The organism is Streptomyces sp. NPDC002138, from assembly GCF_040296485.1.
In the GTDB taxonomy this organism is placed as follows: domain Bacteria; phylum Actinomycetota; class Actinomycetes; order Streptomycetales; family Streptomycetaceae; genus Streptomyces.
In genome coordinates, this window is record NZ_JBEOXE010000026.1 from 78,720 (window position 1) to 104,971 (window position 26,252).

Here is a 26,252-nt window from a genome sequence, read left to right on the forward strand (position 1 = left end):
CTTACAGCGTCCCTTCGGCGGGCTCGGACGACAGGTTCGGGTTCAGGGTGAACTCCTGCAGCAGTGGGGCCTTCACGACCTGGAGCGCGAACTGCGCGGAGGAGAGTTCACGCGCGGACAGGGCAGTGGCCAGCGCCGGTGCGAGCCGGTGCTCGATGTCGAGGACGTCGTGTCCGCCGGGCCGCATGAACGGCCTGTAACCGCTGCCGTCGGCGGGGAAGTCGCCGAGCGCCTGTCCCACCGGGGCGACGATGGAGCGCAGCTCCGTGGTGTGGTTGAAGCTGAGCCCGAAGTGCAGGCCCTGCGCGGGCTCGGCGAGTGAGAAACGGTCGATCACCCGGGGGTACAGCAGCATCCGCAGGTCGTCGCCGAGGTTCCGCTGCCGGACGGGCGCGATCTCGCGGTCCTCGCCGAACGCGGTGAGGACGGCCTCGGGCCAGTTGACCAGCAGCTCGGAGCGGATCAGCACCCCGCAGACGGGCTGCGCAGCGCCCCGCAGCTCCCGTGCCAGGTCGTTGAGGTCGGCGTCCAGCGCGTGTCCCTCCCCGACGCTCAACGCCCCGTCGACGGCCGCCTGGATCCAGCCGGGGTCGACGTGGAAGAACCGCACCGACTCCCGCGGCAGCTGCCGCTCGTCCGGTACGAGATATCCGAACGGCACCATCTCCAGCCGGGCCAGCCGGTTCAGCCACGCCTGGACCGGCGTCAGCTCGGCGCGGACGGCCGACGCCAGCACCGACCGGGTCGAGGCGTCGGCGACGGCGGTGCGCAGCCGGTCGACGCTCATCGGGGCGACGGTCGCGGCTCGGGCCGCGGGCCGCCTGCCCCCGGCCTTCACCTCGGCGCCCGGCCGGGCGAGTGCGGAGATCAGCGGGCCGTCGTCGCCCAGCAGCCGGTCGAAGGAACGCCGTACGACGCGGGTGTCGATCCCGGCGGCGGCGCCCCGTTCACCGAGCGCGGCCAGTTCCGGGAAGGCCAGCAGCCTGCGGGCCGCCCGCCGCGCCGCCTTGCGGTACGCCACGAGCGCGCTGCGGAACTCGGCGTCGGCCAGGGCCAGCCCGCGCCCCAGGCTGAAGGCGACCGCGTACCCGGTGTCGTACGCGCCCAGCTCCTCCATGTACACCAGGCCCTCGCCCGCCGACTCCAGGCGGACGCCCGTGCCCTGCGGCAGCCGATGGGCGGGGGCGGCCGTCAGCGGGCCCCGGTAGAACCCGACGGTCAGCTCCCCGGACTCCAGGCCCTGCGGCAGTACGGTGCCACCCTGGCGCAGCAGGTCCAGCGCGAGCGGCACCTCGGAGGTCGTCGGCAGCCCGGGGTGACGGAGCAGCGGGTCCGGATCGGCGGCCAGTTGCCGGGCGTACTCGCCGAAGTCCGGCTTCCCGTCGTCGATCGAGGTGAACGCCCACGAGTGCAGCGACACCAGCCGCAGCCCTTCGTCGGGCGGCGTGGTCCTGCCGTCGAGATAGTCCTCGAAGCCGTCGAGGGAGACGAGGTGGGCGACGTGCAGGCCGCTCGTGTCCGGGAACCGGCCGGACACCACCACGGCCTTGATGTCGTTCTCGTCCGGCGGCGGGTCCTCACCGACCCGGCGGGTGGCGTCCGGCGGGCCGCCCTCGCGGATGTGCGCGAGCATGCCCAGTTCGTACGTGGTGGGACACACCGCCGTGAACAGCGGGCCTGGCACCAGGACGGTGGTGACGGTGAGCTCCCGCTCGTCGTCGTACAACGGTGGGTCTAGGGTCGGCGGGCGGCCGGGGCGTACCTGTCCGGCGGCGAGCTGGGCGGCCGTCGAGACCTTCACCTGGCCCACGGCCTCCAGGTCCTCCGGGAGCTCGCCCGCCCGGAAGACCAGCAGCGCCAGCCAGGGGGCGCCGGCCTTGGCGCCGCGCAGCAGATGCATCCAGGGAAAGCCGGGCCGGGTGAGGGTGATGTGCGGGAGCAGCGTGCCGTACTCGCCCTCCGCGCCGGGCGGCGGATAGCAGGCGGTGACGTCCTCCGGCAGCAACTGGAAGCGCGGCTGGCGCACCGCGAAGACCTGCTCCAGGTCCGGCAGCAGGTCGGCGCCGACCTTGTCGGAGCCGCTGACGGTGTGGTCGACGGTGACGGTGTGCCGTCCGGAGTACAGCGGAGGGAGCCGGTGGTCGAAGAACCGGGTGCGGTGTCCGGGGCCTGCCATCAGTTGTCTCCCTCGGGGGTGCTCGGGGCGCTCGCGGTACGCGTGGCACCTGCGGGCACCAGCAGAGGTTCGGCGGTGAAGTAGCCGGTCACGCCTCGGGCGTAGCCGGGGAGGTCGGACTTGGCGACCTCGGTGTCCAGGCCGAGCGAGCCCATCAGCGTGTGCAGCTTGGTGCGGGCGGTGCGCGACGCGGCGGTGTCGATGCCGCCCGCGATCCGCCCGATGACTCCGCCGGGCCGGGTCGGGGCCGGCACCAGCGGCACGTCCGTGGCCTTGAGCGGCAGTTTGCCCTGCGGGTGGATGGGGTCGAACTTGAAGGTGTCCTCGCCGATGTAACCGGTCGAGGTGCCGTAGTCGGGGTCGGGCGACGTGAGGGTGACCCCCGTCAAGTGCTGCCGCTGCCCTCCGCCGTGTTCGGGGTCGCCCGTGTCGTCCCACAGCTGCGGCGGCAGCGCGGTGTACTGCCCGGTCGCCTTCCACCGCGCCAGGTCGACCGGTTGCCCTTCGAGAACCACCTTGATCCGCTGGCGGGTGCTGAGCCCGGTCACCGCCATCGGGTGGACGCCGAACGCCGCCCCTCCGATGACCTTGTCGGATCCAGTGGTGGCGAGTTCGATCCGGCTCAGCGGCACCTGCGTATCGGTGCCGAAGGTGAACCCGGAGGCCTTGACCAGCCAGTCGCCGTGGTGCGGATCGGCCGGGGTGCCCTCGGTGATCAGCCCGTCACCGGGCCGCAGCCGCGCCCGGGCGCCCGCTTCGGGCAGCATCGCGCGGGTGCCGGGCCAGTCCAGGGTCTTGTCCATGCTGCGCCGGGAGGCACCGAAGTCGATGCCGAAGGAGACGAACCACACCTTCACCCGGGCATGGCCGCCGGTCGGCGGTCCCCAGACGCTCAGCGATACGCCGACCTCGATGCGCACCGTGATCCGTACGAAGAGCACCTTGACCGAGCCCTCGACACCGATCGACAGCGACAGGCCCACGTCGAAGTAGAAGGGCTTCCATTCGATGAGCGCGTCGACCGTAGCGGTACACCAGGCCTTGATGATCCCCGACTTGTAGCGCACGTCGAGGCCGCCGCCCGCCATCGCGGCGCGCGGGGTGAGCGCGAAGTAGGCGTTGCCGGAGACGGTGACCTTGCCACCGAGCGACCAGTCGAAGCCGACCCTGGGCAGCCTCGGATAGTGCGCGGGGGTGTGGTAGTTCTCGTGGTAGCCGCCCACGCTGAAGACGAAGTCCCCGGAGTCGGGGTGGTCTCCGTACCAGATCTTCAGACCGATGCCGCCGCGCAGCTTGCAGTTCTCGTCCAGGACGAACGAGCTGGGGTTGAGGGAGGTGCCGACCGTCAGCTCGCCGGAGTTCGGCTTGACCACCAGCTGGAGCCCGAGGTCGATCCGGGCGATCTTCTTGCCACTGCCCTTGGGGAACGACGTCCCGGCCGTGCCCAGCAGCCCGATGGTGAGGTCCGCCCCGGTCTGGAGCACCGCCATCGCGGAGCCGTCGATCAGCTCGCCGATGGTGAAGGCGAGGCCGCCCGCCACCCACACCTCGCCCTGCCGGGGAGTGATCCACGGGGTGGCGGTGCCGGTCAGGGTGTTGAGGATCTGTACGGGGTTGGTGTCGTCCCCGCCGATCGACGAGGGGTCCTTGAGCGCCTTGAGGAACGGGAAGGTGGTCAGATCCCCGAGCCCCGGTGTGCGCAGGTGGCTGTTCCAGCCGAAACCGGCCGCGACGCCGGTGAGCCGGAACGCCGGTATGCCGATTCCCGGTTCGGCGCCGAGCGAGGCGAAAGCGAAGAAGGAGGCCTGGGTGCCGGTCTCCCGGGGGAAGACCACGGCCCCGGTGCCCATGCCGTACAGGCCGCGCTTCCCTGTCGTGCCGCCCCCGAAGGAGAAGAGCAGCAGGCCGCCCACCACGGCCCGGTACGGGGCCTGGGCGGGCTGCACCTGCAACGCGCCCTTCACCGTCAACGGGGACTTGTCGTAGACGATCTCGATGCCGTGCTCGCCGTCGATCGGCCCGTTCGGAATGAACGACACGCCTGGACCGCCGGACGTAGGCGGGTTGAGCACCACGAAGCCGTCCGCGGTGGGCACGGCCCGGGTACGCCGGGACAGCCCCGGATAGGCGTGCCGCGCGTACGGGACGCCGGCGGCAGTCGTCTTCGGGCGGCCCAGCCCGTCCGTGGCGCCGGAGCCGTCGGGGACCACGGTGCGGGGCGTGCTGACCGGCACCACCGTCCCGTCCGGCAGGGCGAGCCACACCCCGGCGGGCAGCGCGGCCGCCACCGGCACGCCCAGGCCGCTGACCTGGTGTGCGGTCAGGTCGGTCCGGGTGGCCAGGACATGACCGCCCGGGGCGGGCACCACCAGCACCTGCGCGCCGTCCCGGTCCAGGATGCCGCCGTCCCCGGCGAGACCGTCCAGCGCCAGAGTGAATCCGCCGGCGTCACCGCGGAACGCCATCCCCGTCACCGGCGGCACGGGCAGCGCGGGCAGCTCGTACCCGTACAGCCGGGCGATCTCGCTTACGGGTACCCCCGCCCCGGGGAGTGTGATGGCGAGGGCGATCCCGGAGACCTCTCCGTCAGCTCCGTCAGCGGACTCGAACTCCGCGCGCACGTCGGCTGGTTCGGAGCCGATGGCGGTGGTGATCGGGGCCCGCCCCCGGACTCGGAGTCCTGCCGCGTTTGCGTCGTCGCGTGTCAGGCGGAGTGTGCCGCCCGGGAACAGGGGGACAGCGCCATCGGCGGGCCCCAGATCGCGCAGCGGGAGGACGCATGGTTCAGCGAGCTCGCCTTCCAGCGCCTTGCGCAAGTCACTTTCGTGCATGGTGGCGAATCTCCTCGTACGTGGCCGACAGCCCGTTGACGGATTCCCTCGACGGCAGGCACGTGCCAGTGACAACCGCCTGGCGTGAGCTTAGGGTCGCGCCCCGCAGAGAAATAGGCCGCGAATCGGACGGGCGGTTACACAAGGTGGCCGGATTGCTACTTTCCGCTTCGGCGTCCCGCATGGTCGCTACAAGGACGGCTACTGGTGACGGCCGGAGGCGAGCATCGAGCCCAGGTGCGCGCGGAGCATGTCATGGATGATGCGCGCGACCCGGTGAACGCGGTCTGGTGTCGCGCCCGGCACCAGTCGGCGTCCGTGGACAGCGCGGCGCGGGAGTCACCCCGTGCGGAGCGTCGGCCAGGCAGAGGTGCCGCACAACCGGGTGGCCGCTGCGGGGTGTTCCACGATGAGTGCCCCGGGCATGAGCTGGGGTTCGCCTGTTCAACAGGGATGCGATCCCTGAGTCCCGCTGTCATGTCGCACGATCAGCCCGGGATGGCAGCGCAGGACGGTGGAGAGTGTGAATCCGGCTGGTCGTGATCTCGGGCAGCCTCGGCCGCCCCGTGCCGGGTTCGATAGCCCGACAGAACAGCCCTAAGGGCGGTCGGGGGCGGCGAAGGTGGTAAATCAGCGTCGCTTTTCCGCACGCAGCGCCCATAACGCACACCACTCGCTTCGTAGAATCAGCCCCGCGAGGCTCTGACCTGCGAGTTCCTTCTACCTGTTTTGGATAGACCTGTTTCTTGTGACGCACCACGTGGAGCGCTTCGCGATCCCTGAACTCATCGCGAAGGCGTAACGCTCGAACGACGATCGTTCTGATGTGGCGCCAGGTGGAAGGTCGTGCAGGTCGTGCAGGTCGTGCAGGTCGTGCAGGCCGCGCTGGGTGCTGGGGTGGTTTCCGAGGTCTGGCATTGCCAAGACTTGAAGAAAATCGGTCCGTTCCGCCGTTGCTGATTGTGGCGGCGAGCGCGCTGCCGGGTGTGGCATCGCGGCCGGCGGCCGGGCGGAGTGGGCGCTCAGTAGGTGGTCCGTAGGGGCTCAAGCCGCGCATGAACGGCTTGAGGTCCTCAGCCCGAGGCTCGGGGATTTCCGGCGTCAAGGCCCGGGAATGGCCCGGATCTTGGTGACCGTTGCTCGTCGGCGGCTCGCTGGCGGGACGGCGCCGGGCAGGTCCGGTGCCCGCCCTCGCGTGCGGTCTGCGGGGTGGCAGCGAATCCCAGTGGAAGGTCGCCTCGGTGGGCGGCGGTCGCTACCGGATCACCAGCTCCTACGGGTTGGAACTCACCGAGAACGGCGCCTACATGGCCGAACTCCAGCCGTGGAGCAACTCCTCCAGGCAGAAGTGGGAGCTCGTCGGAGTCGGCAACGGCAAGTACCGGATCCAGATCTCCGACGACGACTGCCTCACCCATGACTCCGACCACAAGCAGCTCGGGGTGTGGAGCCGTGAGGGCGGTTGGAAGCAGGAGTGGTCTTTCCGGCTCCTCTGATCTTCCGGCTGTGCCGTATGAGCGCAGGGCCTCCCGGTAGCTCGGGGATGCGAATCCGACCGAGCAATACCAGGAGCCAGGAGGCCCTGTTGTCACATGTGCACGCGGTTACGCCGGTACCCGTCGGGCATGGCAGACGCGGAATGGGCGGCGCGGCCCTCGCTGCCCACGCCGCCCTGGCGGGAGGGCCAACACAGGGTAGGTGGACCGCTGTTCAGGACCGGATCGGCTCTTCGGCGGGAGTCTCGGCAGCTGTGGGTTCGGGCTCGGCAGGCCGGGCTCGCCGACGCCACGGGCGGGTGAGTCGAGGGTCGTGCCCGTAGGGGGCGAGGAGCAGCAGCAGTCCGGCCCACATGGCGAAGGCGAAGCTCCACAGGCCCATGACGATCGCGATTCCGAGGTGGAAGAGCACGCCGGCGGGCAGGAGCACCCACCGCACCCGCTGAGGCATGAGCAGCGCGGCGGCGAGAGTGATCTCCAGTACGAGCGGGCTCCACGTCAGCACGGCGACGCCCAACGGGTTGTCCACCACCAGGTCGAGGGCGGGTCGGAGCCAATCGGGTGCGCCGAAGGCGTAGTTGTTGATCCAGTAGTACAGGGCACTGCCATCGGCCCATTCCGCGTGGGGGAGTTTGGCCACACAGGACTGGAAGTAGATGACGGACATCTGGATCCGGGTCAGAGTGATCGCGCTGACGCCGAGCAGGGCCAGAGTGCCGCCCCTTGGGGTCTCGGACGGCTGGGGCTGCCAGTGCCAGCGACGGGGGTCGCCGACGGCGACGAGGACGAGGAGCAGCGTGAGGATCCAGGTGACCTGGTCTCCGCCGTCCGGGATGGAGATACCGGTGAACACGCTGAAGGCGACGTAGGCGTGCGGGATGGCAGTGAATCTGGGGCGCCAGCCGCTGGCCGCGACGACCAGGACGGCGCAGCACATCCAGCGCACGGCTTCGAAGTGAGCGGGGGACACCGTGCAGAAGGCCCCGGCCGCCGTGACGCCCCGGCACAGCGGGTACTGGCCGACGGTGGCGACTTCCCGGAAGAGCGTCGCACTGTCGCTGAAGGCAAGGGTGCCCAGGGTGCCGAGGGCGAGGAGCGTGCGGGCCAGGCCGTAGCCGGCAGCCCACGGCAGGGCGATGGTGCGGTGCCGCATCAGCACGTCACCTCCAACACCATGACGCGTTCAGTGGAGTGGGACTCAGGCACGAGGTCGCGCCAGGCGTAGGGCGTGGGGCGCGCCTGCACGAGTCCGACCGTTCCGCACAGGGTGGGCTCCGGGGAGCCGTTCTCCAGCCGGCGAGTCGGGGCTTCCGCGTTCGCCAGGCAGGTCTGGCTGTCGTCGGTGCAGTCCCGCCAGTCGCCCTTCTGGGCAGCTGCGAGAAGCAGGGAGATCTCCACGCCCTGTGCACGCGATGCGCGGTCGAGTCCGAAGGAATTGTGCGGTGACGCGTGAGGGGTCAGGGAAAGTGCGCGCCAGCCGTCGGAGGTCTTCCCGTACGGCACGACCTCGGGGTCGCGTGGGGACTTCGTGAAGAAGGCCCATCCCTGTGGTGCGATATTGGCGACTGTGTATTTCACATCATTTTGCGCAGGCAAAGTAAGAACGTTCTTCGGGACTTGTTCCTGCACTACATAGAGGGCGACAATCGCCCAGGCGGCGCACACGAGCACGACCGATCTCATGGGCACGGATACGGCGCCTGTTCCGCTGCGTATGAAGGCGGCGCAGGCCGTTCGGATTCTACTGTTCATGTGGTGAAGGATTTTCTGCCGCTGGGACGGGGGCGCAGCACCGGGGGCGGAGAGTCTGCAGCCTCTCCGCCCCCGTATCGCTTACGCGACCTTGAGGGCCTTCGTCACCTGTGCGACCGACTCGTCCTTCGACAGCGGGGTGCCGTCACCGGTGGTGGGCTGCGGGCTCCAGAACCAGTTCTTGCCCTTGACGAAGTTGGCTCCCACGGCGACGGTCACCGTCACCACGGCGCCGGCCGCCGTCACGACGGCCGCGATGTGGATGACCGCGGCGGCAACCGCGACAGTGACGCCGCAGAGCTGGCCGTTCTCGGCGGGCGTGGCCTTGTCGTCCTACTGCGCCACGGACATGAGCATGCTCTGGGCGTCCGTGACGGCCTTCTCGACCTTGCGGGGGTTCCCGCTGCGGGTCTGGGTGCTGAAGTCCGCGAAGAAGCCCGGCGAGTGCTTGTTGATCAGGTCGATCACGACGTTCGAGGCCCGCACCTCCTCGAGGTCGTCGTTGTCGACGTGCTGGCGCGCCTCCGCGAACAGGTCGAGCTTCGACAGGTCGGCGCCGACCTGGCCCTGCCCGAAGAACAGGCCGCGGAAGACCTTCTCGCCATCAGCCTTCGCCGACACGGACGGACGGGCGGTTGCGGTCACCGCGGACTTCGCGGGCTTCGCGGACTTCGGCCCGGCGTCGACGATTGCCGACGGTGCCGCGGCCACGCAAAGGGCGGTCGCGGTCAGACCGGCCACCATCAAGGTCCCGCGCTGCTTGACGTTCAACTTTCTTCCCCTCGTTTGGATGCAAACAACGGGGGTCGGTCGACATGGTCAGTGTTCGTCCGATCCCCCGATGCGCGAACTTGCCCCAGGGGTATTCGCACAAGGAGTGATCACCTGTCGATCGAATATGACCGCACTCACAGTCGCGTGGGCCGGAATAGAATGTTCCAGTGATCCTCCGGCTATTTTCGGCCAGATTCATTGGAGGAAAGGGTGTTGAGCAGTGCGGCTCCTCGTTCGGCGTCGTCGACACTCACTGCGAATTCCGCGCCTTTGCGGGGGTGGATGACCAGGCATTCGCCCGCACGGAGCATGACGGTCGTGCCCAGCCCGCTGAGGCGGTAGCCCCATCCGCCCACCTGCGCGGCGGTGCGAACCTCCATGCGGGCCGAGTCGATCTCCCCCGCCGACCAGCGTCGTCGCGGCCAGCCGAGCGGCCCGAAGGCCACCTCCAGGCCGGAGTCCGTCACGCGCGCCTGCACGGAGGAGCAGAAAAGTACCAGGACGGAGGCGATCGCGAACGGTGCGATGAGCGTCCACTGAAGGCCGATCAGGCCGCAGGCGGCCGCCAGTACGCCGGCTGCGGCCACCAGGCCCGTGAGGGCGGCGGTCAGGTGGAGCCAGGGGTTGGCGGTGCGGGAGAGCCAGACGAAACGTTCCCCCGCGGGGATCTCCATCACGAGGCCAGCCGCGACCGGACTCTCCGGAGCGCTGTGCACCCCGCGCCGCCCAGCCAGCCATCCGAGCAGACCCGCGGCCACCGCGGCCACGGCTGTGATCGTGACCCCGGCGCCCACCGACCCGGCGTCCCGCCAGTCGGCCCGGTCCAGATTGGCGCGAACGATCGAAGCCTGTACGCCGGCCAGGAACACTCCGCCCGACAGCAGCACGGCGTCTACCCAAGCCCGCGCGGGCGCTCCGCCACGTCGGCCCGCGAAGAGGAGGGGGGTCACCAAGGCCGCCCACAACAGCGCGGGAAACAGAGCCGCCGCCCATAGGGGCATCGAGCCGTCGGGGGATGATGAACTACCCCAGTGGGTGGCGAGGCGCTCCGGCAGCCGACTGCTCGCGGCGGGCGGGAGTACGGCCAGCGCGGCAAGCACGCCCACCACCCAGATCGCGGCGCCCCACCGGGCGCCATTCCTCCGCTTCGCGTTCGTACGGACGGTCACGACAGCCCCCTGATCAGGTCAATGAGATCGCTCCTGCTGTACCCCAGACCTGCCGCGTCGGCCACCAGCAGGCGGGCCCTGACGAGCAGTTCCGCGCGCTGGTCCGCGCCCTTGGCGACAGTGACCCCGCGACCGCGCCGGAACTCCAGCACTCCTTCGTCCCGCAGGGCGCGCAAGCCCCGCAGGACCGTGTTGGCGTTCACGCCCAGCACCTGGGAGAGATCGCGGGCCGACGGGAGCCGGTCACCCGGCGCGCACTCACCCTCGGCGATGGCGCGCCGGATCGCCCCAGCGACCTGCTCGTGGAGCGGGCGGCTGTCCGTGGTGTCCAGTCTCAGCAGCATGATGCTAATGACAGTAGCACTATTACTGTCATCGGTCATGGTTCGGTGGATCAAGGGGAATCGGCGTGCACCTCTCAACTGCCACCCAGGGGCCCGGACTTCCGGTTCGGCTGTCGGAGCGCCAAGTAGTACCGACTGCTCAAGGTGATCCTGGAGACGGCGGCCGACGACGTGCTGATTCGGCGGAACCCTGCCGGATCGGCGGGCAACGAGGTTGCCCCGGAACGCGAGGTCGCCCCGGCCGGCGCAGGTGGATGCGTCGGCCGAGGCGATCGGGACCCGGTGGCGGTCGGTGTGCGCGGAGACCTGGGAAGCCCGGCCGTATTGCACCGGGGCGCCGCCGAAGCCCGGCAGCGCGATGCGGAACTTCGGGTCGTCATGGCCTGGCAGGCTCCCGGCGGAGAACTGGGGGGCTGGCTCGCTTCCGAGAAGGGCGCGCTGCGCGGCGCCTCCGGTCTCTTCGCGCGCAATGACATCGGTCTGGGTGATCAGTTCCGGCCGATCGGCTCCCAGTCGAAGCTCAACGGGCTGGAGGGGGGGCACGTGCTGACGTACTACGAGCTCATGACCACGGATCTGGGCCACTTGCCCACTGCCGCGGGCAAGTGGAATTCCTTGGCCGCCGAGTGAAGAAGGCTGAAAGCCGCGCCGCTACGGTGACAGTGTCCAGAAGATCACCATGGGTCAGAGCTGGACCGGTATCGGCGTCGGTGTGGCCCACGCGAGCTTCGCGGCCACCCGTTACGAGTACTCCGCCGCCCAGATCCAGGCCAAGGCCGTCGCATATCTGCTGCGCGATGCCCACGGTCAGCCCTGCTGGCCGGTTGCCAGCCCTCACGCTGGCCGCCCGGGGGCGCTCCCTCGGCAGCGACGACCAGCGTGTGCTCGGCGCGTGCGCCGCGCAGTTGGGCATGGCGTACTCCCACGGCCGGCTCGCCGCCCACGACGCCGAAACGGGCCTTCGCGCCGCGGCCGAGCACGCGGGATCTCGTGGAGATCACCGACTCCGCCCTGTCGAAACAGGTCACGCGCCTGGAGGAAGCGGGCTGGGTGACGGTCGAGAAGGGGCAGGTCGGGCGCAGGCCCCGGACCTGGCTGTGTCTGGCCGAGGAGGGACTAGTCACCTACCGGCGCCACCTCGCCGCCCTCACGGCCATCGCGGGCCCGCTGTCCTGACAGCGGGCCGAGGTCACTGCAAGCTGGAGACCTTGAAGACCGTACGGGCGGTCTCGCCGTCGATCCGCTGGGCCAGCTCGCGCAGCGCGGTCGCGCCCGATAGCAGGGTGCCGCGCCGCATCGACGTGCGGGTGTCCGAGTCCAGACGCCTCCACATCGCGGGGCTGCGGACCAGGACGGTCGGGTCGATCTCGACCCGGCTGCCGTCCGTGTCCCGCAGGACCAGACGCTGGGCCACCCCGTCGGACCACTGGACCGAGACGAGGGAGTCGGTACGGACGCTGTTCCGCACCAGCAGCCCGCGGGCCATCAGCAGACCGGGCCGCGCGCAGACCCGTAGAGGCCACAGGATGACGAAGACAAGCGCGGCCAGGCCGGCCCACAGGGCCCCATGGGTGACATCGAGCCGACCGACACTCGCGTCCAGGACGAACAGCGCCGCGAACAGCAGCGCAGCGATGCCGATCGCGGAACGCCGCTCACCGGGCCAGTGGATGTCGTCCGGAGAGGGTTCCGAGGGCTCCGCGTGTGTGGCGCGCGAGCCGGTCGGCTGAGTGATACGTCGTCCCATGGGGCAGACGCTAGGGCAGGTACAGGCCTTGGCGTCGAACCCTGACGCACCGCTGATGCGCCGGCTACGACATCTTGACGAGCGGGAAGACCTATTCGGCCGGGCGGGGGCGACGGCCCGCTGGGTGCGGTTGGACGCCTGCCATCAGGGAGTCGAGACCGCGGCGTGTGGTCACCAGTATGACGCGATCGTCGTGACGCAGGACCCGTCCGTGGGGTGGGCGCCAGTCGAAGGCGGCCCGGTCCGCGCGGAATCCGCCGATAGTGTCCGTGGAGGACGCCGTATGCCGGCTGGTGGTGGGGCCGACGGCAAGCACGCGCCACTCGTGCTCCTTGAAGGCCTCGTGTAACGAGTGCCCTTCCAGCTCCGGGTGGTCGGCGACGTCCACGACGGTGAAGAGCAGGGATGGACGAGCGGCGACTTGCTGGTGCTGATGCGGGCGAGGTCCAGTACTCCCGGGGCGGCGGCGGCGTCCTCAAGTAGCAGGTGCACACCGAGCTCGCGCGCCAGGGCCACCCCCCCCGGGCCTGCGGATCACGCTCGATGACCACGACCTTGTGGTCGGTGGTGCACAGGTGGGCCAGGACGCGCGTGCCGATCTTGCCGAGGCCGACCAGGACGATGTGGTCGCGCGTGCCCGCATCCGGTACGTGGTTGGCCGACGCGGTGCGGAAGGCCGGGGTGGAGTTCCTGGCGGCAGCCACGACGAGCGAAGGACGGCCAGGCCGATGGAACCCGCGATGAGCTGGAGGGCCTGGCGGGCCGTGGACTCCTCGGTGGCCGGGTCGCCCATGGTGAAGATGTCCAGCAGCGGCAGGTACACCGACTTCCACAGCGGCCCGTCCTCCACGACGGCCGTTGCCGTGGCCAGGAGCACCACGGCCGCGCCGAGGACGCCGAAGACGGCCGTCACTTCGCGGGAGACGAAGATCTTCCGGGGCAGGTGGCCGAGCCGGTCGCGCAACCGGCTCCCGTACGCCCGTCGTCGGGAAGGGGACTCCGGCGCCCGGTGGTGGGTCACCTCTTCGAGCATGAGCCGGCCGTGCGTGAATTGCCGGTGGTACGCGGTCGCGGTGTCGGGCAGCAGTTGGGTGCCGTTGGCGCCGGTGGTTTCCGCGCTGTCCTCGCCCAGCGGATCGTCCATGTGCGTACCGGAGAGGACGGCGAGCGTGGCCAGGTCCGTCGCGTGGGGTGGCGTTCCGGCGAGGCGTACGACACCGCGGAACACCTTGCCCTCGACCTGGAGCGTGTGCCCGCGGCCGACCGCGGCGGCGGCGACCAGTTCGGGACGGCGGTGTCGGCGTCGGAGAGGATCGTTGTGGACGCGTCGATGGCCGCGTCGACGAGGAGCAGCCGTCTGGGGAGTGGCAGCCGGCCATCGACTGGATGAAGAGGAACTCGCTCCCTGTCGGCGCGCTGGCTGAGGCTGACGTGTTGCGTCGCGGTGTGGACGCGATGGCCCGAAAATTGGACGGCAAGGCCGCCGTGGCCTCGACCACGCGGCGCAAGCGGGCAGCGGTCAGCGAGGTGCTGGGGACCGCAGTTGAGAGGGGCTACTTCGCCAATTCCCGCTTGCCGGGGTCAGATGGTCCCCTCCGCCGGTCAGTGAGGAAGTCGACCCGGCATCGGTCCCGAATCCCAACCAGGTGGCCCAGCTACTCGCGGCGGTGGCCGCAGGCCGAGGGAGAGGGCCCCACCTCGAAGCCTTCTTCGGCTGCATGTACTACGCGGCGATGCGGCCTGCCGAGGCCATCCACCTTCAGCGGTCCCAGTGTCATCTCCCCAAGAGGGGATGGGGGATGCTCAACCTGACGGGTGGAGTCGTGGCGTCGGGCAAGGCTTGGACTGACAGCGGGGAAGTGTACGAGATCCACTCGCTGAAACGTCGCGCTGTCTCCGCGACGCGTCTTGTCCCCATTCCTCCGACGTTCGTGCGGATGCTCCGCGGGCACATCGACCGGTTCGGAGCGGCTCCGGACGGTCGGCTGTTTCGCAACGCGGCGGGCAACTACCTGGATGCTGCCGCTTATGGCATGCCGTGGAAGCGGGCGCGTGAATACGTCCCGACCCCGAACGGACTCTCCACGCGCCTTGCGAAGCGGCCGTATGACCTCAGGCTTGCCGGGATCTCGTTCTGGATCCACTCTGGCGTGGACCCGGCTGAGTGCGCGCGGCGTGCTGGGCAGAGCATCGAGGTTCTCTTCCGTCACTACGCAAAGTTCCTCGGCGGCGTCCAGGAGCACTCCGACCGGCTCATCGACGAGTCCATGAAGGAGTGGGCCAATCGTGCCAGCGAGGCTCCCGAAGAGGGTTGATCGCCGGATTCTGGTCCGTGACTGGTCCGTGACTGGTCCGGAACTGCTGGTCAGGGGTGGGATACCAGTGGGATGAACTGGGATAGGGCTCGCAATCCGGGCTGTGTCGCGATGGAGTGGCGCGGAAGGCGCCTGCCTGGGAAAACCCCAGGTCAGGCGCCTTTTTTCGGGCCTCTAGAAGAAGCCGAGCTTCTTCGGGGAGTACGACACGAGGATGTTCTTCGTCTGCTGGTAGTGGTCGAGCATCATCTTGTGGGTCTCGCGGCCCACGCCGGACTGTTTGTAGCCGCCGAAGGCCGCGTGCGCCGGGTATGCGTGGTAGGAGTTCTGCCAGACCCGGCCCGCCTGGATAGCGCGGCCCGCGCGGTAGGCGGTGTTGACGTCGCGCGTCCACACCCCGGCCCCCAGGCCGTACGGCGTGTCGTTGGCGATCCGGATCGCGTCCTCGAAGTCCTGGAACGAGGTCACGGACACCACCGGGCCGAAGATCTCCTCCTGGAACACCCGCATCCGGTTGTTCCCTTCCAGGATCGTCGGCTGCACGTAGTACCCGCCCGCCAACTCACCGCCCGGTACAAGGCGTTCACCACCCGCGAGGATCTTTGCGCCCTCCTGCCGGCCGATCTCCAGGTACGACAGGACCTTCTTGAGCTGCTCCTCCGAGGCCTGGGCGCCGATCATCGTGTCCGTGTCCAACGGGTGCCCGGGCACGATCAGTTCGGTACGGGCGATGGCCGCGTCCAGGAAATCCCCGTACCGGCCCCGCTCGATCAGGGCGCGCGACGGGCACGTGCACACCTCGCCCTGGTTGAGGGCGAACATCGCGAAGCCCTCCAGCGCCTTGTCGCGCAGCTCGTCGTCGACGGCCCAGATGTCGTCGAAGAAGATGTTCGGGCTCTTGCCCCCCAGCTCCAGCGAGACCGGCTTCAGGTTCTCGGCGGCGTAACGCATGATCAGCCGGCCCGTCGAGGTCTCACCGGTGAAGGCGATCTTCGCCACCCGGGGGCTGGAGGCGAGCGGCTTGCCGGCCTCCTCGCCGAACCCGTTGACGATGTTGACCACACCCGGCGGCAGCAGGTCCGCCACCAGGCTCATCCAGTAGTGCACCGAAACCGGGGTCTGCTCCGCCGGTTTGAGCACCACCGTGTTCCCGGCGGCCAGCGCGGGCGCCAGCTTCCACACCGCCACCAGGATCGGGAAGTTCCACGGAATGATCTGGGCGACCACCCCGAGCGGCTCGTGGAAGTGGTAGGCCACCGTGTCGTCGTCGAGTTCGCTGAGGGTGCCCTCCTGGGCCCGCAGCGCGCCCGCGAAGTACCGGAAGTGGTCGATGGCCAGCGGAATGTCCGCGGCGAGGGTCTCCCGTACCGGCTTGCCGTTCTCCCAGGTCTCCGCGACCGCCAGCGCCTGGAGGTGCTGCTCCATCCGGTCCGCGATGCGCAGCAGGACCAGCGAGCGGTCGGCGGGGGAGGTGCGACCCCACGCGGGCGCCGCGGCGTGCGCCGCGTCCAGCGCCCGCTCCACGTCCGCCGCCGTACCGCGCGCGACCTCCGTGAAGGGCTTCCCGTCGACGGGGGAGGGGTTGGCGAAGTACGCGCCGAGCGCGGGCTCGACGTACTCGCCGCCGATGAAGTGGTCGTAGCGGGGCGCGTACGACATCAGCGCCCCCTCGGTTCCGGGCGCAGCGTAGCGGGCCATGTGAACGTCCTCCCCTTGCCGGGCGCCGTGCCGGACCGGACGGCGCTCGGGAGGAGGCTAGGAGCGCGCAGGTTGCGGATACGTTGCATTCGACCGGGGGCGTACGCCGGGGCGCGCGGGTACGTCGATACGCGGGCGTACGCCGCCGAGCTCGGCATCGAGCGCGCGCAGCCGGGCCAACGCCACCGGACGCCCCTCCGCCGGAAGCGCGCCGGCCAGGGCCCGCCACACCGCCGGATCGTCCTCGCCCCACGGGCTGCACACCCAGTCGGCCAACAGCCCCGCGTCGGCCCGGGCGATCACCGCGGCCCGCGCCTGGTCCTCGATGCGACGGCGCAGCCGTACGATGCCGGGCGCCGTCGAACCGGGCAGCAGGGGCCCCGGATATCCCGCGAGCGCGGCCGAGACGGCGCCCGCGGCCAGGTGCCGGATCACGGTGGTGAAGTCCGCCTCCAGCGGTGCGGCCGTCCGGTAGGGGCGCGAGAGCAGGGCGCGCGGACCCACAAGAGCGCGCAGCCGTGACATTTCGGCGCGCAGGGTCACCGGTGACACCGCCTCGTTCTCGTAGAGGCCGATCGCCAGCTCCTCTCCCGACAGCCCCTGCGGATGGTGTGCGAGGAGCGCCACGATCTCGCTGTGCCGGGGCCCCAGCCGCACCGTGCGGCCATCCGTCACCAGCACCGCCTCGTCCCGCCCCAGCGCGGCCAGCGTGTCCACCGCGCCGACCACCGCGCCGACCACCGTGCCCACCACGGGGCTCAGCCTCTGCGGCGTCCCGGTCCCCGCCTCCGCATCCCCCGCGTCCCTCGAAGCCGCCGCGTCCCCCGAATCCAGCAGCGCGAGCTGCGATTCGGCCGCCCGGGCCACCGCCTGGACGAACGCCAGTGAATGCGGATGCGCGAGTCCGTCGCCGCCGGTGATGTCCACCGCCCCCAGTAACCGCCCGCTCCGCGGATGACGCACCGGAGCCGCCGCACACGTCCAGGGGTGCACGTGCCGGCTGAAGTGCTCCGCCCCGAAGACCTGCACGGGCTCCCCGACGGCGACCGCCGTCCCCGGGGCGTTCGTCCCCATCGCCGATTCCGACCAGCGCGCACCCGGCACGAACCCCAGCCCGCGCGCCCGGTCCAGGGTCCCGCTCTCGCCCTCCACCCACAGCAGCGTCCCCCGGGCGTCGCACACCGCCAGCAAATGCGCCTCGTGCGCCGCGAACGCCCCCACCAGCTCCCGGACCACCGGCATCACCCGGGCCAGGGGATGCCGCTCCCGGTACGCGCGCAGCTCCGGCTCCGCCAGCTCGACCCGGGCCGTGCACTCCGGGCTGACCCGGGCCCGCGCGCAGCGCCGCCAGGACGTCGCGATCACCGCCCGGACCGGGGGCTCGACCCGCCCGTCCTCCGTGAACGCCCGGTGCGCGCGCCGCAGCACCCGCCCGCGCTCGACCGGATCCGCCCCGCCCGGCAACGCCACCGAAGGATCGCCCACGCGTCGGCCTCCCGGGGTGCTGCGGTTACCTGGCGCGCCCCATCGTCACCCCGGGCTGGGCCCCCGGCAAGGCGTACGTCGGCCAGTCCCAGGGAGCCGCATGTGCGCCCGACGGCCGGTTCGGGTCCACCGCGGAGCCGGGGCCCACACCCGGCGCGGTGACCGGGAACGTGTGGCCGGATGTCCGCGTTGGAAGGGGAGAAGCAGTCGGAGCACACGCGGAGAGGGGTCCCCATGTCGACGAGTGGAAAGATCGCCGCTGTCGGAGTCGTGGCAGCGATCATCCTGTTCCTCACGGTCGGATTCTGGGTGGGCCTGCTGGTCCTGATCGGGGTCCCGGCCGTCGCCTATCTGATGCTTGACCCGTCTCAGCGGCGCCGACTGCGCGGAGTGTCGGGTAACCGCAAGCGAATAGGGCGCTGAAGGCACCCGGAGACAGGGCGCTGAAGGCGCCCGAAGGGGGACGTACGGATGGGTACCGGCCTGGTCACGGCGGTCAGCAGCAACGGCGTGTACTCCTTCACCAAGCCCACGCGCGAGAGCATCACGCTGCTCGAAGGGCTCGGTGTCGAGGGGGACGTGCACGCGGGGGTCACGGTCAAGCACCGTTCCCGGGTCGCCCAGGACCCGACGCAGCCCAACCTGCGGCAGGTCCACCTGATCCACCGGGAGCTCTTCGACGAGCTCGCGGAGCAGGGCTTCGAGGTCTCGGCGGGCCAGCTCGGGGAGAACGTGACCACCGAGGGCGTCGACCTGCTCGGTCTGCCGACCGGCGCGGTCCTGCGCTTCGGCGAGGAGGCGGTCGTCGAGGTCACGGGCCTGCGCAACCCCTGCCTGCAGATCGACGCGTTCCAGCAGGGCCTGCTCAAGCAGGTGGTCGGCCGGGACGCATCGGGCCGGCTGCTGCGCAAGGCGGGCATCATGGGCGTGGTCCGCCACGGCGGCACGATCCGCCCCGGCGACGCCATCAGCGTCACCCTGCCCCCGGAGCCGCACGTCCCGCTCGAGCGGGTCTGACCCCGCGGGCCCGCCCGGGCTCGAGGACCCGTCCCGGATGGATCCGGGCGCGGGCGGTGCTTCGGGCCCGGCGGTCCGGCGCGCGTCACCTCACACCGGGCGGACCGCGACCTCGTCCAGCGCCGTCAGCAGACCGGGCAGGTCCACGTCCCCGTCTCCGTCTCCGTCCCGGGGCACCGGAATGACCTCGCTCGGCCCCTCGTCCAGCAGGACGAAGGCGATGTCGTCGGTACGGGCCACCAGCGACCAGCCGGGCCCGTCGACCCGCAGCGTCCGGGCGCCGTCACCCGCGAAGGCGGACCGCACCCGCCCCGGCGGCGGCGGAGCCGTGGTGTAGGCCCGGGCCTCCTCCAGCACCCTGGCCAGCCCGGGATGGACGACCGGCTGCCCGCCGCCGTCCGTCTCGAACCGCTCGCGCCACTCGGCCCACTGCCGGGCGATCTGGTCCGCGCCCATCCGCCGCTGCACCGGCCCCCAGGCTTCGGCCGACGGCGGAGCCAGCGGCACCCGCCCGGTGCCGTCCGCGCCCTGCTCGGGATCGTGCGGATCGGGGATGCCGGGCGCGGCGACCGAGAGGGCCAGCGGCCAGCCCGCCAGGGAGACCACGATGCTGCGCTCGTCCGGCGAGAGGTCGTACTCCATGCCGCAGTCCCACGACGCGATGGCCGACGCGACGAGCGCGACGTCGTCGACGACCACCGTCCAGCGGGCGCCGTCCTCGTCCTGGCCGAGCACCAGCCCGTACCCGTCCCCGGCGGGAGGCACGCCGAGCAACGAGCACGCCTCCGGGTAGTCGTCTCCCAGGATGCTCGGGAACTGGGCCGGGGTCAGCAGTACGGCGGACAGCACGTACAGCGAACCGTCGCCCTCCTCGTCGGACACGTACCCTCCTGGTGGCTCACCTGTCGGCGCACCCTAACCAGCTGGTAACCCGCACGTCGAGAGCGGGAAGGCACCGATTTCCAAGGTCCCTGCCTGCACGTAGAGTTGGGAGCCCGCCACAGAAAGGGTTCCTCGGTGCAGCGTTACGACCGGCTGAAGGAGATCCTCCGGCTCGATCCGGAGCAGGATTTCCTGGCCATCTACCGGCTCACCGCCACCTACGAGTTCCCCTGGGACTTCGCCCGGGCGCTGGAACTCGCCCTCTACCGGTCGTACGCGGTCCCCGGCATCGGCCGGCTGCTCGCCGAGACCGGCGAGTTCACCGAGCGGGCCCAGAAGCGCCACGACGACACCGTGCTGCTCCTCGACGCGGTGGTCGAGCACGGCTTCGACAGCGACATCGCCCGCACCGCGATCCGGCGCGTGAACCAGATGCACCGCGGCCACGCCATCTCCAACGAGGACATGCGGTACGTCCTGTGCACTTTCGTGGTGGTTCCGAAGCGCTGGCTGGACGTCTACGGCTGGCGCTCGATGACCCACCACGAGCAGCGGGCGAGCGCGCGGTACCACGCCACCCTCGGCCAGCACCTGGGCATCACGGACATTCCGGCCTCGTTCGAGGAGTTCGAAGCCACCATGAATGCCTACGAGAAGGCCCATTTCGGCTGGGACGAGGGCGGTCGCGAAGTCGCCGACGCCACGCTCGACATGATGGCGTCCTGGTACCCGGCCCCGCTCGCCCCGCTGGCGCGCGGCGCCCGTCGCGCTCTGCTCGACGAGCCGCTGCTGCGCGCGTTCCGGTACGAGCCCCCGCACCCCCGCGTGCGCGGTCTGGTCCGGGGCGCCCTGCGGCTGCGCGGGCGCGCGGTCCGGCTGCTGCCGCCCCGCGCGGAGCCGCGCTACGCCCGGCAGAACCCCGAGGTCAAGGGCTATCGCGGGGGCTACGACGTGGGGGAGCTGGGCACCTTCCCGATGCCGGGCGCGGGCGGCTGTCCCGTCCCGCACCCCCGCCGCCCCCAGGGAGCGGACGCACCGCCCTTCGGCTAGGACGGCTCCGCCCCGGGGAGGGGCGTCCGGGGTCAGGGGCGGCGTACCGCCATCGCCAGGAAGCGGGCGTCCTCATCGGCGTACGCGGTCATCTCCCACCCGGAACCGGCGAGCAGCGGTCCGAGGTTGTGCCGGGCCCGCATGTCCTCGGGGGTCAACTCCCGGCCCTGGCGCGCGGCCAGGGCGGCTCGCCCGATCGGGTGGAACAGGGCGAGGCGCCCGCCGGAGCGCACCACCCGCGCGAGTTCGCGCAGGTTCGCCCCGGGGTCGGGCAGGTGGGCGATCAGCCCGGCCGCGAACACGGCGTCGAGGCAGCCGTCGCGCAGCGGCAGCCGCGCCACGTCCGCCAGCAGCAGTGCGCCCGCCGTCCGGCGCCCGGCCCGGACCGCCTCGGCCAGCATCTGCGGGGTGAGGTCGGCGCCGAGCACGGTCCCCGAAGGGCCGACGGCCGCGCGCAGTTCGGTCAGCGCCCGCCCGGTCCCGCAGCCCGCGTCGAGCACCCGGTCCCCGGTCCGGAGGCCGAATTCGGCCACGGCGGTGGCGAAGGCGGGCCCGTCGTCGGGGAACTTGCGGTCCCAGTCGGCCGCTCGCGTCCCGAAGAACTCCTGCACGTGTGTGTGGTCTTCGCTCATGCGCCCATGATCCCTCACCGCTCGCCGCCTGCGGACGGTGTGCAGGATGCCACTCGGTGTGATCGAAGATGAACGTCTCGCTGTCATATTCCAGCAGTTCCAGCGGCTTTCGAAATGCTCCCCCTGTTCGTGGCCTCACCCGGACTAGCGTCCCGAGGCCATGGGACACCTCGACCACGCGGCCTACGGCTGGCTGACACCCGTACTGTCGTATGTGATGGCATGCATCGGCTCGGCCCTCGGGCTGCGCTGCACCGTCCAGGCGCTGGCCGCCACCGGACGCTCCCGCCGCAACTGGCTCCTCACCGCGGCCTCCGCCATCGCCACCGGGATCTGGACGATGCACTTCGTCGCGATGCTCGGATTCGGCGTCACCGGCACCGAGATCCACTACAACGTCCCGCTGACCCTCCTCAGCCTCGCCGGCGCCCTCATGGTCGTCGGAGCCGGCGTCTTCGCCGTCGGATACGGCCGGGACCGCGGCCGCGCCCTCGTCCTCGGCGGCCTCACCACAGGCCTCGGCGTCGCGAGCATGCACTACCTCGGGATGGCGGCGCTGCGCATGCACGGTCGCGTCTCGTACGACCCGCTGGCCGTCGGCCTCTCCATCGCCATCGCGGTCATCGCCGCCACGGCGGCCCTCTGGGCGGCGGTCAACATCAAGTCCCCGGTGGCCGTGGCCCTCGCCTCCCTGGTCATGGGAGCCGCCGTCAGCAGCATGCACTACACCGGCATGCTCGCCGTGTCCGTGCGGGTCACGCCCTCGGACGCGCCTCTGCCCGGGGCTCCGCTCATGCAGTTCGTCTTCCCGCTCGCCGTCTGCCTGGGCTCCTACCTGTTCATCACCTCCGCGTTCGTCGCCCTCTCGCCGAGCGCCGACGAGCGCGCCGCCTCGGCCTCCGCACAGAGCCTGGGCGCCCACGCCCCCGCCCACTGAACCGCCCTCCGCACGCCCGCAGGAACGCACGCACCACACCGGAACGAGGACCCATGCGCACACCCCGCAGGAAACCGGACGCAGCGGCTCCGCGGCACCCCGCGCCCCCGGCGCGCGGCCGCCGGGCGCACGCCGGGCCCCCGGCCGAGGAGCCCCACCCGGGTCCCGTGGACGCGCCGCCCGCCCCGGGGCAGGCGTACGCCCCCGGCGCCCGGTCCCGCCTTCCGCGCCCGGGGCACGCGCCCGCACCTGGGTACGCGCCCGGACCGGGGCACACACCCGGACCGGGGCACACACCCGCCGCCTTCGCCGTCGGACCCGTGCCGCCCGGAGCCGGGGCTCCCGGGCCCGGCGACCCCGGACCCACCACCTACGGCCACGGCGCCTCGGGGTTCGCCGCGGCGGCCGCGGTCGCCCCCGGCCCCGCGCCGTACGCCCGCCGCGGGCCGCGGTTCGCGCGCTCCGGCACGGTCCGCGCGAAGGTCGTCTCGCTGCTGATGGTCCCGGTCGTCTCCCTGCTCGCCCTGTGGGCCTTCGCCACCGTCAGCACCGCGCAGGACGTCGCCCGCATCGGCCGCGCCCAGCAGGTCGACGACCGGATACGCACCCCTGTCGACCGCGCCGTCGCCGCGCTCCAGACCGAGCGGGCCACGGCGGTCCGCTTCCTCGCCGACCCGGCCGCCGCCGATCAGGCGTCGGCCCTGCAGGAGCAGGGGCGGCGCACGCAGGCCGCCATCGACGGACTCCGCCTCGGGGACGCCCACACCGTCGCCGACTCCGGCGGCTACCCCGCCGAACTGGCGGCCAGAATGCGGGCCTTCGTCGCCGCCGCCGACGCCCTCGGCTCCGCCCGTACCGAGGTCACCGACCGGAAGGCCACTCCGGACGCGGCCTACGCGGCCTACACCAAGGTCGTCGACTCCGCCCTCGGCGTCGGCGGCGCGCTCAGCGGCGGCCAGGACGCCGAACTCGGTGTCGAGGCCCGGGTGCTGCTCGAATTCGAACGCGCCGCCGAGCTGCTCTCCCGGGAGGACGCGCTGCTCGCCGTACCGGGGCCGCGCAGCGCCGAAACGCTTCGGCTGCTGACCGGAGCGATCGAGACCCGGCGCTCCCTTACGGAGTCCGCCGCCCGCGACCTGCCCGCCCCCCAGCGGACTGCCTGGCAGGCCGTGGCCAAGAGCGTGGTCTACGCCGGGCTCACCGCGGCCGAGGACCAGGCTGTGGCGGCCGGGACCGGGCGCGACGTCCACGGCGCGCCCTCCGGCTGGCAGCCCGCGTACGCCGGTGTGAGCTCCTCGATGCACGCCGTCGCGAGCGCCGCGCACGCCGGTTCCACTGACCGCTCCGCTCCGCTGGCCCAAGGGCTGCTCAGCCCCTCCGGAGCCGCCGTCCTGCTCGGGCTGGCCGCCGTGGCCGCCTCTCTGGTCATCTCGGTGCGCATCGGGCGCGGCCTCGTCGTCGAGCTGGTCTCGCTGCGCAACGGCGCCCTGGAGATCGCCCACCGCAAACTCCCGCACGCCATGGACCGGTTGCGCGCCGGGCAGGACATCGACGTCCTCGCCGAGGCCCCGCCCGGACGGCCCGCCGAGGACGAGATCGCCCAGGTCGGCGAGGCCCTGTCCACCGTCCACCGAGCCGCGCTGAGCGCCGCCGTGGAGCGTGCCGAACTCGCCAGCGGTGTCTCAGGGGTGTTCGTGAACCTGGCCCGCCGCAGCCAGGTCCTGGTGCACAAACAGCTCACCCTGCTCGACTCGATGGAACGGCGCGCCGACGACCCGAACGAGCTGGGTGACCTCTTCCGCCTCGACCACCTCACCACCCGGATGCGCCGCCACGCGGAAAGCCTGATCATCCTCTCGGGAGCGGCCCCCGGCCGCGCCTGGCGGATGCCGGTCCCGCTGACCAACGTCGTACGGGCGGCGGTCTCCGAGATCGAGGACTACCCGCGCGTCGAGGTGCGCGGCCTCGCCGAGGCCGGAGTGGTCGGCGGCGCGGTCGCCGACCTCACCCATCTGCTCGCCGAACTGATCGAGAACGCCGCCCAGTTCTCCCCGCCGCACACCCGGGTCAGGGTCAGCGGCGAGCCCGTGGGCGCGGGGTACGTCCTGGAGGTCGAGGACCGCGGGCTCGGCATGGGCCGGGAGGCCCTGGCCGATGCCAACCGGCGCATCGAACTGTCCGAGGCGCTCGACCTCTTCGACAGCGACCGCCTCGGGCTCTTCGTGGTCAGCCGCCTCTCCGCCCGGCACGGAATCAAGGTCCACCTGCGGACGTCGCCGTACGGCGGCACCACCGCGGTCGTCCTCATGCCCAACGCGCTGCTCCAGGGCGCGCTCCCCGCGGGCGACGGCGGCGTACCGGCCGAGGGGGACCCGGGGGTTCCGGCGGGGGATCCGGCGGAGTCGGTGACGGATCCGTCGGGCGTTCCGGGGGCGCCTCCGGTGTTCCCGGGGGCCCGCCCGGTACCTCGCGGACCCGCTGCGCCCGCACCGGTTCCCCCGGCCGGCCCCGTCGTGCCCGCCGACCCTGCCCGTCCCGCCGGTCCCGCCGCCCATGGGGTACGGGAGGACCCGCGCGGGATCGCGGCCGCGCCCGGGACCCCGGTGGAGCGGGACCCCCGCCCTGCCCCGGTGGCCAGCCTCCGGCTCCGCGGCTCCGCGGGCGCGGGCGCCCGTACGCCGTCCCCCCACGGCTCGGCCGGACCGGCGGGCCACCCCCTCCCGGCCGCCCCCGAGCCCGAGCCCGTACTGGCCGGGGTGACCGAACTGCCCCGGCGGGTCCGGCAGGCCAGTCTCGTCCCGCAGCTGCGCGAAGCCCCGGCCCCCGAGGCCGTGCCGGGCCCCCGGACCCCGCAGGACCCGCCGCGGCGCAGCCCCGAGGAGGCCCGGGACCGGATGGCGGCGTACCGGGACGGCTGGGCCCGCGGCACTCAAGACGTCACCCCCGCAGAGAGCGAAGGAGCAGAGTGATGATCGAACACCAGAGAACCGACCAGCAGAGGATCGACCAGCAGAGGCAGCGGATCGGCATCGACGGCGTCCGCCGGTCCGGTGAGCTGGACTGGCTGCTGGACGATCTGGTCGTCCGGGTGGGGGAGGTCCGGCACGCGGTGGTCCTGTCCAACGACGGGCTGGCGGTCGGTGCTTCCAGCGCGCTCGGCAGGGAGGACGCCGAACACCTGGCGGCGGTGGCCTCCGGCTTCCACAGTCTTGCCAAGGGCGCGGGGCGTCACTTCCACGCCGGGGGCGTGCGCCAGACCATGGTGGAGATGGACGAGGGGTTCCTCTTCGTCGCCGCGGCCGGGGACGGTTCCTGTCTGGCCGTGCTCAGCGGTGCGGGAGCCGACATCGGGCTGGTCGCGTACGAGATGGCCCGGCTGGTCAAGCGGGTCGGCGAACACCTCTACACACCGCCCCGGTTCGCGGCGTACCCGCCGGCCGCGGGTTGAGAGCGGCGGCCGACGAGGTGAACGGCCATTGGTACGACGCCGACGCGGGCCCCCTGGTCCGGCCGTACGCGATGACGGGAGGGCGCACCAAGCCCGGTCCGCACGGCGTGCGTTTCGATCTGATCGCCCTGGTGGTCGTCGAACCGGGCGCCGTGGACGCGGCGGAGGAATCGCTGCTCGGACCGGAACACCGGGCCCTGCTCGGGCTGTGCCGCTCGGAGACCCAGTCCGTCGCGGAACTCGCCGCGGACGCGGACCTTCCGGTGGGTGTGGTCCGGGTGCTGCTGGGGGATCTGCTGGAGGCGGGCCACGTCCGCGTGAGCAGGCCCGTACCGCCGGCGCAGTTGCCGGACGAGCGGATCCTGCGCGAGGTCATCGAAGGGCTGCGGGCGTTGTGACGGGGCGGGTGTGACGGCGAGACGAGCGTGACGGCAGGCGAGTGCGGGTGCGGGTGCGAGTGCGAGTGCGAGGCGAGTGTGAGTTCGGGGCGAGTGTGATG

At 71.6% G+C, this 26,252-nt stretch carries 23 protein-coding genes and 1 pseudogene; 11 read left to right on the plus strand and 13 right to left on the minus strand.

Translation table 11 applies throughout. The annotated features are described in order from the left end of the window. Nucleotide 1 precedes the first annotated feature (1 nt). Both ABT084_RS18910 and ABT084_RS18915 read right to left on the minus strand, forming a co-directional pair. Nucleotides 2-2,176 carry a hypothetical protein gene (locus ABT084_RS18910; protein WP_351044914.1) on the minus strand — a complete coding sequence of 725 codons (2,175 nt, stop codon included), beginning with the start codon at nucleotides 2,174-2,176 and terminating at the stop codon, nucleotides 2-4. Next, nucleotides 2,176-4,797, minus strand: a complete 2,622-nt coding sequence (locus ABT084_RS18915) for a DUF6603 domain-containing protein (protein ID WP_351044916.1) — start codon at nucleotides 4,795-4,797, stop codon at nucleotides 2,176-2,178. The genes ABT084_RS18910 and ABT084_RS18915 overlap by 1 nt, the downstream gene beginning before the upstream one ends. A 1,391-nt stretch (nucleotides 4,798-6,188) precedes the next feature. Here ABT084_RS18915 and ABT084_RS18920 point away from each other — a divergent pair. Continuing rightward, complete coding sequence (locus ABT084_RS18920) at nucleotides 6,189-6,503, plus strand: RICIN domain-containing protein (RefSeq protein ID WP_351044919.1); 315 nt, start codon at nucleotides 6,189-6,191, stop codon at nucleotides 6,501-6,503. Nucleotides 6,504-6,717: 214 nt separating this feature from the next. Here ABT084_RS18920 and ABT084_RS18925 read toward each other — a convergent pair whose 3' ends face one another. The 5 genes and pseudogenes from ABT084_RS18925 to ABT084_RS18950 form a co-directional block, all read right to left on the minus strand. Next, nucleotides 6,718-7,656, minus strand: coding sequence for a sporulation-delaying protein SdpB family protein (locus ABT084_RS18925; RefSeq protein ID WP_351044921.1), 939 nt, complete (start codon nucleotides 7,654-7,656; stop codon nucleotides 6,718-6,720). Further along, a complete protein-coding gene (locus tag ABT084_RS18930; protein WP_351044924.1) occupies nucleotides 7,656-8,255 on the minus strand; it encodes an SdpA family antimicrobial peptide system protein in 600 nt (199 codons plus the stop codon). The genes ABT084_RS18925 and ABT084_RS18930 overlap by 1 nt, the downstream gene beginning before the upstream one ends. An 81-nt stretch (nucleotides 8,256-8,336) precedes the next feature. After that, nucleotides 8,337-8,999: pseudogene (locus tag ABT084_RS38040) on the minus strand (sporulation delaying protein family toxin). 209 nt (nucleotides 9,000-9,208) lie between these two features. Further along, nucleotides 9,209-10,198 (minus strand): DUF1648 domain-containing protein, encoded by a 990-nt coding sequence (locus tag ABT084_RS18945; RefSeq protein ID WP_351044932.1) that lies wholly within the window; start codon nucleotides 10,196-10,198, stop codon nucleotides 9,209-9,211. Next, the gene (locus ABT084_RS18950; RefSeq protein ID WP_351044935.1) at nucleotides 10,195-10,542 is read right to left on the minus strand and encodes a GntR family transcriptional regulator; all 348 of its coding nucleotides are present in this window, start codon (nucleotides 10,540-10,542) and stop codon (nucleotides 10,195-10,197) included. The genes ABT084_RS18945 and ABT084_RS18950 overlap by 4 nt, the downstream gene beginning before the upstream one ends. A 144-nt stretch (nucleotides 10,543-10,686) precedes the next feature. On the opposite strand from ABT084_RS18950, the gene ABT084_RS18955 reads away from it, so the two are divergent. Next, entirely contained in the window at nucleotides 10,687-11,172 is a 486-nt protein-coding gene (locus tag ABT084_RS18955) for a hypothetical protein (RefSeq protein ID WP_351044937.1), read from the plus strand. A gap of 360 nt (nucleotides 11,173-11,532) precedes the next feature. Further along, nucleotides 11,533-11,718, plus strand: coding sequence for a transcriptional regulator (locus ABT084_RS18960; RefSeq protein ID WP_351044940.1), 186 nt, complete (start codon nucleotides 11,533-11,535; stop codon nucleotides 11,716-11,718). A 13-nt stretch (nucleotides 11,719-11,731) separates the two neighbouring features. Here the strand turns inward: ABT084_RS18960 and ABT084_RS18965 are convergent, their stop codons facing one another. Next, nucleotides 11,732-12,289 (minus strand): hypothetical protein, encoded by a 558-nt coding sequence (locus ABT084_RS18965; protein WP_351044942.1) that lies wholly within the window; start codon nucleotides 12,287-12,289, stop codon nucleotides 11,732-11,734. A gap of 475 nt (nucleotides 12,290-12,764) precedes the next feature. Beyond that, nucleotides 12,765-13,517 carry a hypothetical protein gene (locus ABT084_RS18970; protein ID WP_351044945.1) on the minus strand — a complete coding sequence of 251 codons (753 nt, stop codon included), beginning with the start codon at nucleotides 13,515-13,517 and terminating at the stop codon, nucleotides 12,765-12,767. A 418-nt stretch (nucleotides 13,518-13,935) separates the two neighbouring features. Here ABT084_RS18970 and ABT084_RS18975 point away from each other — a divergent pair, with 418 nt between their 5' ends. After that, a complete protein-coding gene (locus ABT084_RS18975; RefSeq protein WP_351044948.1) occupies nucleotides 13,936-14,604 on the plus strand; it encodes a site-specific integrase in 669 nt (222 codons plus the stop codon). Nucleotides 14,605-14,778: 174 nt separating this feature from the next. Here ABT084_RS18975 and exaC read toward each other — a convergent pair whose 3' ends face one another. Both exaC and ABT084_RS18985 read right to left on the minus strand, forming a co-directional pair. Then, entirely contained in the window at nucleotides 14,779-16,302 is a 1,524-nt protein-coding gene (exaC, locus tag ABT084_RS18980; protein ID WP_351044951.1) for an acetaldehyde dehydrogenase ExaC, read from the minus strand. 57 nt (nucleotides 16,303-16,359) lie between these two features. Then, complete coding sequence (locus ABT084_RS18985; RefSeq protein ID WP_351044954.1) at nucleotides 16,360-17,787, minus strand: GAF domain-containing protein; 1,428 nt, start codon at nucleotides 17,785-17,787, stop codon at nucleotides 16,360-16,362. Nucleotides 17,788-18,021: 234 nt separating this feature from the next. On the opposite strand from ABT084_RS18985, the gene ABT084_RS18990 reads away from it, so the two are divergent. Next, a complete protein-coding gene (locus ABT084_RS18990; RefSeq protein WP_351044956.1) occupies nucleotides 18,022-18,210 on the plus strand; it encodes a tail-anchor membrane protein in 189 nt (62 codons plus the stop codon). A 48-nt stretch (nucleotides 18,211-18,258) separates the two neighbouring features. Then, entirely contained in the window at nucleotides 18,259-18,804 is a 546-nt protein-coding gene (locus tag ABT084_RS18995) for an MOSC domain-containing protein (RefSeq protein WP_351044959.1), read from the plus strand. 90 nt (nucleotides 18,805-18,894) lie between these two features. Here ABT084_RS18995 and ABT084_RS19000 read toward each other — a convergent pair whose 3' ends face one another. Then, a complete protein-coding gene (locus tag ABT084_RS19000; RefSeq protein WP_351044962.1) occupies nucleotides 18,895-19,686 on the minus strand; it encodes a hypothetical protein in 792 nt (263 codons plus the stop codon). A 135-nt stretch (nucleotides 19,687-19,821) separates the two neighbouring features. Between ABT084_RS19000 and ABT084_RS19005 the strand changes: the two genes are divergently transcribed. Beyond that, nucleotides 19,822-20,736 (plus strand): oxygenase MpaB family protein, encoded by a 915-nt coding sequence (locus ABT084_RS19005; protein ID WP_351044965.1) that lies wholly within the window; start codon nucleotides 19,822-19,824, stop codon nucleotides 20,734-20,736. Between the two features lie 32 nt (nucleotides 20,737-20,768). Here ABT084_RS19005 and ABT084_RS19010 read toward each other — a convergent pair whose 3' ends face one another. Continuing rightward, nucleotides 20,769-21,368, minus strand: coding sequence for a class I SAM-dependent methyltransferase (locus ABT084_RS19010; protein ID WP_351044968.1), 600 nt, complete (start codon nucleotides 21,366-21,368; stop codon nucleotides 20,769-20,771). A gap of 160 nt (nucleotides 21,369-21,528) precedes the next feature. Between ABT084_RS19010 and ABT084_RS19015 the strand changes: the two genes are divergently transcribed. The 4 genes from ABT084_RS19015 to ABT084_RS19030 are packed head-to-tail and all read left to right on the plus strand — an operon-like array spanning nucleotide 21,529 to nucleotide 26,151. Further along, nucleotides 21,529-22,305: an MHYT domain-containing protein gene (locus ABT084_RS19015; RefSeq protein ID WP_351044971.1), complete on the plus strand. Its 777-nt coding sequence runs from the start codon at nucleotides 21,529-21,531 to the stop codon at nucleotides 22,303-22,305. Nucleotides 22,306-22,358: 53 nt separating this feature from the next. Then, a complete protein-coding gene (locus ABT084_RS19020) occupies nucleotides 22,359-25,274 on the plus strand; it encodes a sensor histidine kinase (protein ID WP_502968969.1) in 2,916 nt (971 codons plus the stop codon). Beyond that, nucleotides 25,274-25,753, plus strand: a complete 480-nt coding sequence (locus tag ABT084_RS19025; protein ID WP_351044973.1) for a roadblock/LC7 domain-containing protein — start codon at nucleotides 25,274-25,276, stop codon at nucleotides 25,751-25,753. The genes ABT084_RS19020 and ABT084_RS19025 overlap by 1 nt, the downstream gene beginning before the upstream one ends. After that, the gene (locus tag ABT084_RS19030; protein WP_351044976.1) at nucleotides 25,750-26,151 is read left to right on the plus strand and encodes a DUF742 domain-containing protein; all 402 of its coding nucleotides are present in this window, start codon (nucleotides 25,750-25,752) and stop codon (nucleotides 26,149-26,151) included. Before ABT084_RS19025 ends, ABT084_RS19030 begins: the two co-directional genes overlap by 4 nt. Nucleotides 26,152-26,252: the final 101 nt, after the last annotated feature.